Raw genomic sequence first — 13,546 nt, 5'->3', positions numbered from 1 at the left:
AAGATTATGAAAACTCAATTAACTCTGCTTGCCGCAGCGGTCATGTTGGCCGGTTGTGGTGGTTCAGGCGGCTCCGATGAAAGCGCGCCAACTTATACTATTTCGGGCACTATCAATGCTCACGCTGCGCAAGGTAACGAGCAAGTATGCATCGACTTAAACCAAGACTTTGTTTGTAATAGTGGCGAACCAACGACGACAGCAAAAAATGGCGCTTACTCAATCACGAGTATCAACAAGGCGGTTTTAAACTCTCCTATTGTGGTTACCTTGGATACGGGGGCTACGACGCTTTCTTCTCGCTCGAACACCGCATCGGCTGCGAATTACTCTGTCATTATTGCGCCGGGTAAACGTCAAAGCAGTGGGAATGATATTAATGGCGTGACTACTCTAATTGCAGGACAGGTAGCATCGGGTGATACGCTGCAAGCCGCCCTCCTAAAAGTAGAAGAACAGTTTAATCAACTGGGCTTACCGACGGACGACATCATCAATCGCGGTGACAGTGCGGAATACCAAACGCTTGAACAAAATGTTTTGGCTTTGACGAGCGCGATGGACAAGACGGATCTTAATACTCAGTTATTTGCGTTAGCTTCTAACCTAGAGCGCTATCGAAGCTTTGTTTTGGATGCTGCTCCAACAGATCAAGCGGCGAGTGAGGTACTTGAAAAACTAGAAACAACGGTGACTTTGAAAGGCTTTAACGACACCGGTATTACTCAATACCTTTCTGATGACGGTGAAGTTGCTGATGCTCCGGCCGATTATCCAGGTCAAGATGCGGCTTATGGTCATGATCAAGCTGATGGCGGCTTCAAATTCGTCAAATTGGATAACAATGGGCAAGCGCTTGCAGCGAATGCTCAAGAGTGGTCTTGTGTTCAAGATGAGCGAACAGGGCTTGTTTGGGAGAAAAAACTCGATAATGCAGACTCGCCACGTCACTTTGATCGTTTATTTGCCTATCAGAAATCAGGCAGTTTCGAACCTTTCATTGAAGATTTGAAAGTACTTGGTTGTGAAGATGGCAAAGGCATTTGCACGACAGAGCAGTACGTAGCGCATCTAAACAGTGAACAAGTATGTGGTATTTCAAATTGGCGTCTACCAACCCCTGGTGAGGTTTATAACTTAATAGACTTTGGTGAAACAGCCACGGATTCAGATGGGCTTGTATACGGTTTTGACACACAATATTTCCCACTTCAAAGTAAGGCGAGTTACTTTGAAACTGGCGTGGTTTGGACAACGTTTGATATGTTCTCGGAATATTCTGCGCAAGCTACACAAGGCGGGTTTTACTACAACGCGGTTCAAACCCGAGGTACAGATCGCGGCCTAACTTATATGGTGGAAATCTATAGTGATAAAACACCTGTAGATAATTACGATTCATACCAATTGGCAACCCGCCTAGTAGCAGATGTGGAGACAAACTAATGAAAAAACTGACGATTGGTTTAGCGTTGACGGTTATCTCAACCTTCTCAATGGCCGCTCAAGAGTGCTCTATTGAGTTTTCAAAAAGTGCTCCTAACATTCGCTATACGTTTAATGATAATGGCACCATAAAAGATAAGGTCACAGGTTTGACTTGGATGCGTTGTCCTCTTGGCCAGACTTGGAATGCAGCTCAAAACAGTTGTACAGGCAAACCGACAGGAATGTTTTGGCAGGCCGCATTAAGTGAAGTGCAGTCGATCAATGATAGCGAAAGCCATTCCTTGCACCAATTTGCGGGTAAAGAGAAGTGGCGTATGCCTAATATCAAAGAGCTAGTGAGCTTGGCTGAGTATTCTTGTCGAACGCCAGCGCTTAACGCTAAAGCTTTCAATGGCGCTTACACAAGCCGAACGATTGATGGTGATGTAACAGCTTACGTTTGGAGTAACAATCATTTCCCAGAGTCGTCAAATATCATGGTGTTTGATACTCGAAATGCAGAAACTTACGCTTATGAGATGACTTCGGCAAAGCTGAGTGTTTTGCTGGTTGCTGAAGAGCAGAATGCAGAGTAAATAATGCAGAAGATTAACGCCCGCGATGTGATTCGTGGGCGTTTATTGTTTGTTGTGTCAGGTTCGTCGGATAGGACTAGCTCAGTGACACTTCGACATCCGTTTGAATTTGACTAGAGCAAGCCAACGTATAGCCATTCGCGATATCTTCTTCTGTAAGCGTTTCTGTACTGGTTCGGCTTACTTCGCCTTTAGTAATTTTGCATTTGCAAGAGCCACACATACCACTGCGGCAGGCGATGATGATTGGCACGCCGTTCTCTTCCAATACATCCGCTAGGGTCGCCCCTTGAGCCACTTCTGTTGCAACGCCAAAATCAGGTACGTCGAATTGAACGACACCATTGCTCTTTTGATCTGCGCTCTCTTGCTGAGATTCAACTGGCGTAAAACTCTCTTGGTGAAAATTCTCTGGTGAAACGCCAAGCTCTAAGGCATTACTTTCCATATCTTGCATGAACTGCGTTGGTCCACAAAGGTAAACTGTACGCTCAGCAATGTCTGGGCAGAGTGTCTCTAGCCATGCCTTGTCTAGGCGACCTTGCGGGTGGCGAGTACCTGTATTGTCTTTGAGGAGTAGACGTAAGTTGAAATTTTCGTACAGGGCAGAAAGCGACTCTAACTCATCAAAATAGATGGTTTGTGATGCACTTTTAGCCATATGAACAAAAGTGATCTCTATATCGGCATTATTACTCAACCAGGTTTTTGCCATTGCAATCACGGGAGTAATCCCGCAGCCAGCACTGAGTACTGCCACTTTTTGTTTTGGCTGACAATCTACGGAATTGAAGGGACCAGTAGGCGCAAGCACTTTTACATCACTACCAAGGCTTAAATGGTCAATGATGTGATTAGATACAATACCGCCTTCTACACGTTTAACGGTAAGTTGAAGGTGGTTTTGACCTGGAATCGAGCTTATAGAGTATGCTCGGTATTCTAGCTTGCCATTGATTTCAAAGCCCAGTGAAACAAACTGACCTGGCTTGAAGTCAAATTGGTAAAGTTCATCATTTGGGTTGATCAGTTTAATGCTAACGGTGTCGACGGTTTCCTGCCATTTGTCGCTGCAGCGTAGTGTTGCAGGCTGATTGTTTAACCACTCTGTAATCATTAAGTTCTCTCACAAAAAGCGCCCAATCACAGCGATGATTGGGCGAGCAGGGATAAAAATTAAGCCGCTAGGATTGTTTTTAGATCGTCTTTTACGTTACCAATACTGCGCATATCGAATTTCTCTTGGATGATAGCCAGTAGGTTGTCAGTCAAGAATGCTGGTGCTGTTGGACCTGTGTAGATACCTTTAACGCCTAATGCGAATAGAGTCAGTAAGATAACGATCGCTTTTTGTTCAAACCAAGAAAGAACTAGCGTTAGAGGTAACTCGTTAATGTCACAATCGAACTCTTTCGATAGTGCTAGCGCAAGCTGGATTGCAGAGTACGCATCGTTACACTGACCAACATCAAGAAGACGAGGAATGCCGTTGATGTCGCCAAATTGGTTTTTGTTGAAGCGGAATTTACCACAAGCGAGGGTTAAGATGACGCTATCTTCAGGTGCTGCTGCGGTAAAGTCGGTGTAGTAGCTACGCTCAGATTTATCACCATCACAGCCGCCAACTAGGAAGAAGTGTTTGATGTTACCTTCTTTCACTTGTTCAACAACGGCAGGCGCTGCTTCCATTAGTGCATTGCGACCAAAGCCAACGGTGATCATCTGTTCGATTTCGTCGTGCTTGAAGCCTTCTTGAGCGAGTGCGCAATCAATCACAGCACTAAAATCGTCGCCTTCTAGGTGTGCAACACCAGGCCAACCAACGATGCTACGCGTAAATAGGCGATCTGCATATTGGCCGACATTTGGGTTGAGGAGACAGTTAGATGTCATCACAATCGCGCCAGGGAAGTTAGCAAACTCTTTTTGCTGGTTCTGCCAAGCGCTGCCGTAGTTACCAACCAAGTGAGGGTACTTGTTTAGTTCTGGGTAACCGTGAGCTGGAAGCATTTCACCGTTAGTGTAAACGTTGATGCCTTTGCCTTCGGTCTGTTGAAGGATTTTTTCTAGATCGTGCAAGTCGTGGCCAGAAACAAGGATGGCTTTACCTTTGACGGTTTTCACGTTGACAGCGGTAGGAGTAGGGTGACCAAATGTCGCCGTCTCACCTGCATCAAGCATTTCCATCACTTTGTAGTTCATCAAACCGATTTGCATTGAACAGTCTAGTAGCGCACCAAGATCGGTTGGGTCTGTGCCTAGCCAGCCCATGATTTGGTGGTATTCTGCGTAGATCTCGTCGTTAGTTTGTTCTAATACGCGAGCGTGTTCCATGTATGCCGCAGCACCTTTCAGGCCGTATAGGCAAAGTAGACGCAGGCCAATCACATCTTCGCTGATCTCTTGGTAACCGCGGTTTACCGCCACTTGAGGTGCAAATTCTAAGATAGCTTCAGCTGTTGCTGGCAATTCGAAGTTAGCTACAGCAGGTGCTTCTTCCAATTTTGTATCGCTTACAGTCGCCGCTGTAATCGTCTGATCTTTAAGGCGCGCTTTAAACTGTGCCGCTTGAGTCGCTAGCTCGAGAATACGCGCTGGATCGAAGTTGACGTTAGTTAGAGTCGAGAAGAATGCTCTTGGTGCCCATTGGTTGATTTCGTTGTCAACGATATCAAATTTAAGAGCTTGCTCTGCCCAGTAAGAAACTCCTTGAAGGGTGTACACGAGTACATCTTGTAGATCTGAAACTTCAGATGTTTTACCACACATACCTTGTGCAAATGAGCAGCCCTTAACAGCAGGGGTTTGAATAGTCTGTTCACATTGAATACAGAACATTGCGCTTCTCCAGTAACGGTTATTTAGTCTGACGGTCTAGCCGTTCGTTATATGTCACTGTAAGTGCAGGTAACGTGCCAGTTTTTAAGTTGTTGATTTATAGTGATTTAGTGCTGTTTTGATAAATGTTGCGATGTATAAAAGACAACAAGAATGATGTCTTTTATACATCAATGAGGTGGCTTACCTAATTTGATAGATCAAATTTCTTACCCATTCGATATAAATTTCCTCTGTCCATTTGCAAAAACTCGGCGGCTTTTGACCAAGTTCCGTTCGATTTTTCAAGTGCATGGACGATTAAATCTTTTTGGTAGTCTTCAACTAAACAACGCATGCCCTGGCTCGTTGGAGGGAAATACTTTGATGTATTTTTGACATCGATATCTTCAAGGGTGATGTCAAAATGGTGGGTATGAATAATATGCTGCTGTTCTTGTATTGCTCTTAACGCCGCGCGTGTAAGTGTGTGCTCAAGCTCACGAACATTACCTGGCCAAGGCTGCTTTTCTAATTGAGTCAACGCCTTAGGGTGAAGGTGTAGATTTGGGATATTAAACTGACTACGAACTTTCTCAAGTAGGTAGCCAGCTAAAACTGGGATATCGCCTTCGCGCTGCTTTAACGGTGGCACCGAGATTGGAAAAACATTTAGTCGATGGTAGAGATCCGCCCGAAACTGACCTTGTTCGACCTCTTGTTCCAAGTTACGGTTGGTGGCAGCAATGATACGGACATTGACGAGCAAGTGCTTATCACTGCCGACTCGTTGCAGCTCACCTTGCTGAATAACCCGAAGAAGCTTTGCTTGAAGTATGAGGGGTAGCTCGCCCAGTTCATCTAAGAAAATGGTTCCCCCGTCCGCTAACTCAAATTTACCTGCGCGGTTACTGTTTGCTCCGGTAAACGCGCCTTTGACATGGCCAAACAATTCACTCTCTGCCAAACCTTCTGGAAGTGCGGCACAGTTGACGTAAATCATTGGCTTGTCACAACGGTGGGATTGAGCATGAACACTGTGCGCGACAAGCTCCTTTCCGACTCCTGTTTCGCCTGTGATGAGAACGGCGTAGTCAGACTTTGCTACTGTCGCGATGTTGTTTCGCAGCTTTTGTATTTGTTGGCTAAGGCCTATCATCTCACCTTGTTTAGAGCGGGCTTGCTGAATCAAGGTTTCGGTGACATGTCTTTGTTTTTTGTTTTGAGCTTTTAGCGCTTTAATTTGGCCAATGTTTCTTAACGTCGCAGCTGCAAGGGCCGCAAAGGTTTCAATGGTGACTGGCTCAATGACATCAAAAGCCCCAACCGTCATTGAGTCTAAAGTAAGGATACCTACTAATTGTCCTTCCACATATAAGCTACAGCCTAAACAGTCATGAACATCTAATTCAGATTCTTCACTAAGTAATACGCCACTGAAAGGATCGGGTAGATCGCAATTGGCGTCGAAGCGCACTGGCTGTTTGCTTTGCATGATGGCTTCTAAGCGAGGGTGAGCGTTAGGGAAAAAACGTCGTCCTAATACACTGCTCGACAAACCTTTAGCGGCAACCGGGGTTAGAAATCCATCTTGGTCTAAGATAAACAGCGCACTAGCATCACATGGAAAGACACGATCGATGCCGTCAATTAAGTGCTGATATTGAGTTTCACTGTTTAAGTTAGAGCTTAGGTTGAGTGCGATATCTAGCAATACTTGGTTTAGGTTTGGGCTCATGACGTCTTTCAGTTTGTTTCGGGTGACCGCATCCTAACAAGCTGTTGTCATTTTAACATCGCACTAAGGTGTATAAACGCTGTACGTTTGATTTGAGTCAATTGATGTCTTATCCAGCGTTGAATTGAAATCAGAGCTCGATGTATGCAAAAAACGCATAGCATAATTGATTAAATGTCATTTGAGTCATTGCGCGGAGATCTCTACACTTCGCGCTCTTTTTTACCACTACGCTGAGACACTAAACTATGTTTTCTCAATCACTTTTTGCTCAGCTTATGAGAATGGGGCTGCTTTTGGCACTTACACTTGTGGCAGTACATCACTCGCCTACGTTGCTCGATGTATTGGCGCAGCAAGCGATCAATAGCGGTTGTCACCAACAAACGGGTGATAGCCAAGACCATTCTCATCACCATCATTAAGACATTGTCTTAAAGGAATTTCCATGAGCATTTTTCGTTTTCCAATTATGGTTTGGCTAGGAATCGCTATCCTTATTACTTGTCTAGGGATCAGACAATCATTCGGCATTTTCATGATGCCAATCTCTGACCATTTTCAAACAGGGCGCGAGTTCTTTAGCTTTGCTATCGCACTGCAAAACCTGTTGTTTGGTGTTTTTCAGCCTTTTGTTGGTATGGCTGCTGACCGTTTTGGTGCTAAGCGCATTATCATATTGGGTGCTATTTCCTATGGATTAGGCTTGTATTTAACCTCTATCGCGGTTGAACCAAGCATGCTGTATTTGTCACTTGGTATTCTTGTTGGTTTAGGCTTGAGTGCAACCAGCTATGTCATTGTTTTAGGTGCTGTTGCTAAGGTTGTACCGGCAGAGCATACGGCGAAAGCATTTGGCTTAACCACGGCCGCTGGGTCATTTGGTATGTTTGCCATGATCCCGGGCGCGCAAGCGATGCTGACGGATTTTGGCTGGCAAGGTGCGCTACAAGGCTTTGCAATGCTATGTAGCACCATGATTGCATTTGCATTATTTATGAAGAGCGCAAAACCAAAACAGGGCAATGCGACAACCCAAAATGCAGACGATAATCAAACGCTTAAGCAGGCGTTAAAAGAAGCTTTTGCTCATAAAGGTTATTGGCTTATCCACGCAGGCTTCTTTGTTTGTGGCTTCCATGTGATGTTTATTGCGACTCATTTACCGAGCTATCTTGCAGACAAACATCTACCAGCGTCGACGGCAGCAATGGCATTGGCATACGTGGGTATTTTTAATATCTTCGGTTCTTATTTCTGGGGCGTGATGGGCGATAAGTACAGTAAACGCCATGTGATGTCTGCGCTCTACCTGATGCGAACGGCTGTAATTGGCGCTTTCGTAACGCTACCTGTGACAGAGCATACCGCAGCGATATTTGGCGGGGCGATTGGCTTCTGTTGGCTAGGAACCGTGCCATTAACGTCAGGGCTCGTGAGACAGATCTTTGGGGCTAAGTATTTATCTACGCTTTATGGCTTAGTGTTCTTTACTCACCAAGTAGGGAGCTTTCTTGGGGCTTGGGTTGGCGGTCGTATTTACGATTACTATGGTTCATATGAGCCGATCTGGTGGTCAACAGTCGTTCTCGCATTTGCAGCGGCATTAATCCACTTACCAATCAATGATAAGCCATTAGTGAGAGTGACAGCTCAAGCGACTGCATAATAAAATTCAATAAAAACAAAAGCCCATTATTTTCATTTCGATTATGATGGGCTTAATTATTTCTAGAGAATAGATAATCTCTATGTTTGCTGAGTGGATGACAAATGAAGCGCTCATTGCTGCGTTTCTAATTTTTCTTGGATCGTTTGTTCAAACAGCGATTGGTTTTGGATTAGCAATTGTTGCTGCGCCGCTATTGATCCTTGTTTCTCCTGACTATGTGCCTGCGCCCATTTGTTTGGTTGCGCTATTTATCTCAATTTTAAACGCCCTAAAACATCGTTCTAGTGTCGAAATTGGCGGGCTTAAGATGGCGCTAATAGGTCGGGTGCCGGGCTCCATTGCAGGTGGCATTTTGCTTGTCATGGTTTCGACTGATATGCTGGCTCTTTGGCTCGGTATCTTGGTATTGTTTGCTGTGGTTGTGAGTTTATTGCCGTTTCGCATTGAGCCAACACCAACGAAAATGGGCATTGCTGGTTTTTTCTCGGGTTTCTTCGGTACTAGCTCAGCGATTGGTGGTCCGCCAATGGCATTACTGCTACAGCATCAAGAAGCGAATCAATTGCGTGGTAACTTGTCAGCGTTTTTCGTATTCAGTTCCATCATCTCTTTGGTCATCCAAATGCCCGCAGGCTTTTTAACGTGGCACCACGTTTGGATCTCAGTGCCACTTATTCCAGCCTCTTGGGTGGGGTATAAATTGGCCCAATTAACCACGCATTCGCTGCCAAAAGAGAAAATTCGAATCGGAGCTCTGCTTTTATGTAGTATTAGTGGAGCAACTGCAGTCTGGCAGGGGCTAGCATAAAGAAAGTTCACTTGTTCATCTTAGGTTAAGGAAGAAAGCATGATACTGGAAGTCGCTATATTAGATGTGAAACCTACTTTAGAGCAGGAGTTTGAGCAAAATTTTGCTAAGGCGCAGGCTATTATTTCAAGTATGAAAGGTTACGTGTCGCATCAACTGCAACGATGCATTGAAAACCCAAGCCGCTATATTTTATTAGTGAATTGGCAAACATTAGAAGACCACGAGCAGGGCTTTAGACAGTCTGCTGAATATCAGGAATGGAAGGCACTTTTACATCATTTTTATGACCCATTCCCAACCGTAGAGCACTTTGAGCAAGTCTATGGTTAAGGTTTTCTAGAAAGGAGAAATAGCGTGTTAAGAGCACTTGGAAATATTATTTGGTTTTTGTGTGGTGGCGTTTTCATGGGCTTAGCTTGGTGGTTAGTCGGCATCATTTGTTTTATCAGTATTATCGGTATTCCATGGGGACGAGCTTGTTTCGTGATGGGTAACTTCTCGTTCTTCCCATTTGGTCAAGAGGTGATCTCTAGAGATGAATTAACCAAAGAGATGGATATCGGCACCAGTCCATTGGGCGTGATCGGTAACGTGGTTTGGTTCCTGTTGGCGGGTATCTGGCTAGCTATCGGTCATATTATGTCGGCAGTGGCATGCTTTATTACCATCATCGGCATCCCATTTGCGCTGCAGCATTTAAAACTTGCTTATATCTCGCTTGCACCGATTGGAAAAACCGTGGTACCAAAAGAGCAAGCAGCCATGGCTCGTTACTCAAAGTAATGTTCTAGCCAATGGCGACATCAAAATGAAAGCCCCTCGTTGGGGCTTTTTGCGTTTTAGAAACGTACATTGACGCCAAACTCAACACTATCTTCACCCGTAACACTGGAGCTAGGTGTCACTCGATGATCTCCAAAGGTGTATTTTATATAAGGTTCTACCCAGCGAGGTTTAAACGTTAATTGAATATCTTGATTAGTTCGGTATCCAGAATCTGTGAGATTCTTATCGTAGTTAAAAGTATAACTAGCATTAACCCAAGGATTGAAACTGTAGCTTGCGCCTAGTGTGTTTTTCCATTCGCGCTCAGTATGGTCAAAGACAGGCAGGTGTTCCCCCAAGGTGTTCTTTCGCCATTCATGGGACGTGTTGCCAAATACCATGAGTTGAGGAGTAAGGGCGGTGGCAGCAAATAAACCCGCATCGTAGATATCAATGATATCCGCTCGGCCATAGCTGACATACGCTTCAGTGTACACACTACCCAGCATGATTCCATATCCAGTTCCCAACTCTAGGTAACCCGTTGAATCAATCTCAGCTGAAATGTTGATTTCTTCGGTGGCTTGAATAGTGCCAGAGATAGTGCCAATCCATTCATCATTGTTTTGAGCCATTTGAAAACTCAAACTTGGCTCGTGATATTGAAGGTTAGGCTGCGCAGCAACTGAGCTACTGATGATTAAGGTACAAAGAATTAAACGTTTCATGCGAATAGACCTGACAGACTGAAAAAGAAAAAGCCGCTTACGATTAAGCGGCTCCTTTGCTTGCTATTATTGGATGGTTATTACGAGCGTGCGTTGACGCGGTCTTTAATGGCTTGTTTTAGTTGTTGGCGCTGTTCTTGTGAAAGGCTTTGCAAGTTTGTTTTAAGTTCATCTAACTTAGGTTGCTTGTTTAGACCCCAATCGGCATCAACATCAGCTGGTGAGATGGTTAGGTTACCGCTCTTGTCTATTGCTACGTTGTAAGTGTTGCCCGATGAATGGTCGACGATAACCAATGTGCCTGACTTCAAGTCATGAGAATCAACGCGGCCAATAACTACACCATCGACAGTGATTAAACCTGTTGAAGTGTCTAAACTCGCCACTTCAGTGCCATTGTTGTAAACCTTGCCTTGTGCATCGATGCTGTATTGGCCACCTGTTTCGATTGGATTTTCAGGGTGGGCTTCAATTGGATTCTGAGGGCCATGTTCAATTGGGTTCTCAGGATTTATTTCAATCGGGTGCTCTTTTGGAACATTTCCCCAACCGCCATCAACATCAAGAGGGGTAATCGTTAAGTTACCGTTTTTATCCACCACCACTTGCCAAGTATTACCTGAAGAGTGATCAACCATGACGAATGAGGCAGAAGCAAAATCGTGAGAATCAACGCTGCCGATGACCACACCATCAACCGTTAACAATCCAGTTGTGGTATCAATTTTAGCTACTTCCGTTCCGTTGTTGTAGACGGTACCTTGCGCATCGACGGTGTACTGACCGCCTGTTTCAATTGGGTTTTCAATCTCAATTTCAATCGGGTTAACTGGCGTTCCTCTTGCGCTGTCGTTTGATGATGATCCGCCAGATGAACAGCCCGCTAAAACAGATGCAGCAATTAGAGTAGATAGAAGTTTAAGTTTCATAGTGGTTCTCTCAAAAAATGTTGTCGTACTAACCGAGCTTCTTGCTGGTGAAGTGGCGTTCCTAGCCGATGAGAGAAGTATATGGTGAGCCCTAATTTTGCTCTAATTGCTTAATAGAAAAGGGCTCTTAATCTTGAGTTATTAATGAGTCAGAGGAAAAAGCGTGATAACCGTTAGTTATCACTGTTTAGAAGATCTTCCAGAATGCGCTTAATCCATTGTGTTGTTTCGTTTTGACGATTTTTGTGGTGGTAATAGACAAAAACTTCTGGTCCAAACTCTTCGTTATCCATAACAATAGGAATACGCCTTAACGTTGTTGATTTATCAGCGTTCGTGAGTTTAGAAGCAGGGAAAGCAATATCAGAATTTTCCACAACCGATATAACAGCAGAAGGTAGCTCTGAACGAAAAGCGATGTTGGGTTCGATATTCCTCAGTTTTAGCATCTTTTCAGTAAACGATTGTGTTGAATTCCAATCTGCGGCGATGATGGTAGCGAACTCAAAATGAGCCGCCTGTTCAAAATCCAAAATCTTGCCCTCGTATGGATGATCTTTTCGCAGGTAGATATGAAAACTATCTTGTGCGACCTTTTTACTGATCAGCTCTTTAGGCGCGTGGCTAATTTCGTAGTTAACACCTATTAGTACTTCGTCGTTGATGAGTTCTTGCATCGTGCTCTTTGACCAGTTGAGAAGCTGTACTTGCAGATTTGGAGCCTGAGTGCGAATCGCGAGGAAAATATCACTGGCAAATGAGCTCAATATAAAAGGAGCTAGGGCAATTTTAATCACGCCATCGAGTTCGTTTGGTTTAAATGGGCTTGTTGCGTTGAGAGAATTCGATAATTGATCAAGAAGAGGTCCAATGTTGTCTGCAAGTGTATTGGAATAGTCTGTTGCGCGCAGTCCATGGTGCGTTTTAACAAATAGCTCATCATCAAAGTGGTCGCGTAGGCGTTGTAGTGCTTTACTCACAGCGGGTTGAGATACGAATAGACGTTCGGCCGCTTTACGCATATTCCGCTCTTGGTGAAGAATAATAAATGTGCGCAGTAGATTAAGATCTAGGTTTGCGAATAAGTCTTTTGCCATTGTCAGCCTCCTTGCTTACTTGGCTGATGATATACAGAATGCTGGCATTTAACCAATTGATATATCAAATAATCTGGTTTCAATTCATCAATAAGCTTTGATGCCAAACTCTTTGAGTTTTGCTGGTAAAACATCGTCTAGCTGTTCGATTTGCTCTGGGAACACCTCAATCAAAGGGAAATTGTGTTGTTCGTAGACGGCTTTTATCGCTTCTCGTTCTTTATCAGAAATGGTTACAGCATCGGTTCCCCAGTATTGAAGATAAACTTTTCCTGTAGGCAAGTAGAAGTCACTCAATACGTCTTGCTCAATCGGAAGCTGGCGGTCATAGGCATGGACAATACCGTTCATGTAAAGCCAGTTATCAATGACCAATTCGCCTTTCGAACGTACGTAGTGGCCATCTAAGCTGCGATGTTTGGCTTCAAATTTTTGCCTAAAGCTAGAAAGCGATTTGTCTGTCGCGTGCGCTTCTGCGTCTTGACCTGAGAATTCGACTACAGATTGTCGCAGCCTTTTATTGCGAACGATGGAGTCATGCCATACAACAAACTGGTTGCTACTCTCTTTGTCTTCACGTTGATAGCCTCCCACGGTTAGACCGGATTCAGAGACATGCCAGCCATCCTCCGTTTTGGTAATCCAACCAAGCTCTTGCAGAAGTTGATTGATCTTTTTGCCATGAAGAGAAAAACGTTGGCCAATTTGCGTCGCACTTAAGGTTTTTCCGCTGGTGGCAGTGGAGTCAATAAGAAGATTTTCTGGCCAGACAATGAATTGACCAAATTTAGGGTGATCAACATATTCGCCCCCAAATTTTGCCCCAATCTCAGTTAGGATCCACCCTTCATCGCCGCGATTGATATAGCCAGCGAATTTAAGCTCTGTGAAAAGCTGTTTTGCGTCGAGCTCGCGAGATTTCGCTAATGCGGTGGTAGAGATTTTGTCTGACATATTGCGCTCCT

The 13,546-nt window shown here is 44.4% G+C and carries 14 protein-coding genes; 7 read left to right on the top strand and 7 right to left on the bottom strand.

What is annotated here, in order from left to right; genetic code table 11:
• Positions 1-6 precede the first annotated feature (6 nt).
• Entirely contained in the window at positions 7-1,446 is a 1,440-nt protein-coding gene (locus tag GVO60_RS01345; protein ID WP_159650798.1) for an Lcl domain-containing protein, read from the top strand.
• The gene (locus GVO60_RS01340) at positions 1,446-2,024 is read left to right on the top strand and encodes an Lcl C-terminal domain-containing protein (protein WP_159650796.1); all 579 of its coding nucleotides are present in this window, start codon (positions 1,446-1,448) and stop codon (positions 2,022-2,024) included. The genes GVO60_RS01345 and GVO60_RS01340 overlap by 1 nt, the downstream gene beginning before the upstream one ends.
• Positions 2,025-2,100: 76 nt before the next feature.
• Here the strand turns inward: GVO60_RS01340 and GVO60_RS01335 are convergent, their stop codons facing one another.
• The 3 genes from GVO60_RS01335 to norR form a co-directional block, all read right to left on the bottom strand.
• Positions 2,101-3,141 carry an FAD-binding oxidoreductase gene (locus GVO60_RS01335; protein ID WP_159650794.1) on the bottom strand — a complete coding sequence of 347 codons (1,041 nt, stop codon included), beginning with the start codon at positions 3,139-3,141 and terminating at the stop codon, positions 2,101-2,103.
• 59 nt (positions 3,142-3,200) lie between these two features.
• Positions 3,201-4,862 carry a hydroxylamine reductase gene (gene hcp, locus GVO60_RS01330; RefSeq protein ID WP_159650792.1) on the bottom strand — a complete coding sequence of 554 codons (1,662 nt, stop codon included), beginning with the start codon at positions 4,860-4,862 and terminating at the stop codon, positions 3,201-3,203.
• Between the two features lie 187 nt (positions 4,863-5,049).
• Positions 5,050-6,579: a nitric oxide reductase transcriptional regulator NorR gene (gene norR, locus GVO60_RS01325; protein ID WP_159650790.1), complete on the bottom strand. Its 1,530-nt coding sequence runs from the start codon at positions 6,577-6,579 to the stop codon at positions 5,050-5,052.
• 296 nt (positions 6,580-6,875) lie between these two features.
• Between norR and GVO60_RS22625 the strand changes: the two genes are divergently transcribed.
• The 5 genes from GVO60_RS22625 (at position 6,876) to GVO60_RS01305 (ending at position 9,845) form a co-directional block, all read left to right on the top strand.
• Positions 6,876-7,004 carry a hypothetical protein gene (locus GVO60_RS22625; RefSeq protein ID WP_263971945.1) on the top strand — a complete coding sequence of 43 codons (129 nt, stop codon included), beginning with the start codon at positions 6,876-6,878 and terminating at the stop codon, positions 7,002-7,004.
• A 23-nt stretch (positions 7,005-7,027) separates the two neighbouring features.
• Positions 7,028-8,248, top strand: a complete 1,221-nt coding sequence (locus tag GVO60_RS01320; RefSeq protein WP_159650788.1) for an MFS transporter — start codon at positions 7,028-7,030, stop codon at positions 8,246-8,248.
• An 82-nt stretch (positions 8,249-8,330) separates the two neighbouring features.
• On the top strand, positions 8,331-9,059 hold the full coding sequence (locus GVO60_RS01315) for a sulfite exporter TauE/SafE family protein (protein WP_159650786.1): 729 nt from the start codon (positions 8,331-8,333) through the stop codon (positions 9,057-9,059).
• A gap of 39 nt (positions 9,060-9,098) precedes the next feature.
• Positions 9,099-9,392: an antibiotic biosynthesis monooxygenase family protein gene (locus tag GVO60_RS01310; RefSeq protein ID WP_159650784.1), complete on the top strand. Its 294-nt coding sequence runs from the start codon at positions 9,099-9,101 to the stop codon at positions 9,390-9,392.
• Between the two features lie 24 nt (positions 9,393-9,416).
• On the top strand, positions 9,417-9,845 hold the full coding sequence (locus tag GVO60_RS01305) for a YccF domain-containing protein (RefSeq protein WP_159650782.1): 429 nt from the start codon (positions 9,417-9,419) through the stop codon (positions 9,843-9,845).
• 56 nt (positions 9,846-9,901) lie between these two features.
• Here GVO60_RS01305 and GVO60_RS01300 read toward each other — a convergent pair whose 3' ends face one another.
• The 4 genes from GVO60_RS01300 to GVO60_RS01285 form a co-directional block, all read right to left on the bottom strand.
• Positions 9,902-10,555: a hypothetical protein gene (locus GVO60_RS01300; protein WP_159650780.1), complete on the bottom strand. Its 654-nt coding sequence runs from the start codon at positions 10,553-10,555 to the stop codon at positions 9,902-9,904.
• A gap of 80 nt (positions 10,556-10,635) precedes the next feature.
• Complete coding sequence (locus GVO60_RS01295; protein WP_159650778.1) at positions 10,636-11,484, bottom strand: hypothetical protein; 849 nt, start codon at positions 11,482-11,484, stop codon at positions 10,636-10,638.
• A gap of 173 nt (positions 11,485-11,657) precedes the next feature.
• Positions 11,658-12,581 carry a LysR family transcriptional regulator gene (locus tag GVO60_RS01290; protein ID WP_159650776.1) on the bottom strand — a complete coding sequence of 308 codons (924 nt, stop codon included), beginning with the start codon at positions 12,579-12,581 and terminating at the stop codon, positions 11,658-11,660.
• 87 nt (positions 12,582-12,668) lie between these two features.
• The gene (locus tag GVO60_RS01285) at positions 12,669-13,535 is read right to left on the bottom strand and encodes a glycerol kinase (protein WP_159650774.1); all 867 of its coding nucleotides are present in this window, start codon (positions 13,533-13,535) and stop codon (positions 12,669-12,671) included.
• Positions 13,536-13,546: the final 11 nt, after the last annotated feature.

Source organism: Vibrio atypicus (genome assembly GCF_009811315.1).
Lineage (GTDB): Bacteria > Pseudomonadota > Gammaproteobacteria > Enterobacterales > Vibrionaceae > Vibrio > Vibrio atypicus.
This window is presented reverse-complemented; position numbering and strand designations above follow the sequence as displayed.

Bases quoted from the DNA above. Each gene is read 5' to 3' on its own strand.
- GVO60_RS01300 (WP_159650780.1), bottom strand. From the start codon at position 10,555: ATGAAACGTTTAATTCTTTGTACCTTAATCATCAGTAGCTCAGTTGCT.
- GVO60_RS01285 (WP_159650774.1), bottom strand. From the start codon at position 13,535: ATGTCAGACAAAATCTCTACCACCGCATTAGCGAAATCTCGCGAGCTC.
- GVO60_RS01295 (WP_159650778.1), bottom strand. From the start codon at position 11,484: ATGAAACTTAAACTTCTATCTACTCTAATTGCTGCATCTGTTTTAGCG.
- GVO60_RS01310 (WP_159650784.1), top strand. From the start codon at position 9,099: ATGATACTGGAAGTCGCTATATTAGATGTGAAACCTACTTTAGAGCAG.
- GVO60_RS01315 (WP_159650786.1), top strand. From the start codon at position 8,331: ATGTTTGCTGAGTGGATGACAAATGAAGCGCTCATTGCTGCGTTTCTA.
- GVO60_RS01320 (WP_159650788.1), top strand. From the start codon at position 7,028: ATGAGCATTTTTCGTTTTCCAATTATGGTTTGGCTAGGAATCGCTATC.
- GVO60_RS01335 (WP_159650794.1), bottom strand. From the start codon at position 3,141: ATGATTACAGAGTGGTTAAACAATCAGCCTGCAACACTACGCTGCAGC.
- GVO60_RS01290 (WP_159650776.1), bottom strand. From the start codon at position 12,581: ATGGCAAAAGACTTATTCGCAAACCTAGATCTTAATCTACTGCGCACA.
- norR (WP_159650790.1), bottom strand. From the start codon at position 6,579: ATGAGCCCAAACCTAAACCAAGTATTGCTAGATATCGCACTCAACCTA.
- hcp (WP_159650792.1), bottom strand. From the start codon at position 4,862: ATGTTCTGTATTCAATGTGAACAGACTATTCAAACCCCTGCTGTTAAG.
- GVO60_RS01345 (WP_159650798.1), top strand. From the start codon at position 7: ATGAAAACTCAATTAACTCTGCTTGCCGCAGCGGTCATGTTGGCCGGT.
- GVO60_RS01340 (WP_159650796.1), top strand. From the start codon at position 1,446: ATGAAAAAACTGACGATTGGTTTAGCGTTGACGGTTATCTCAACCTTC.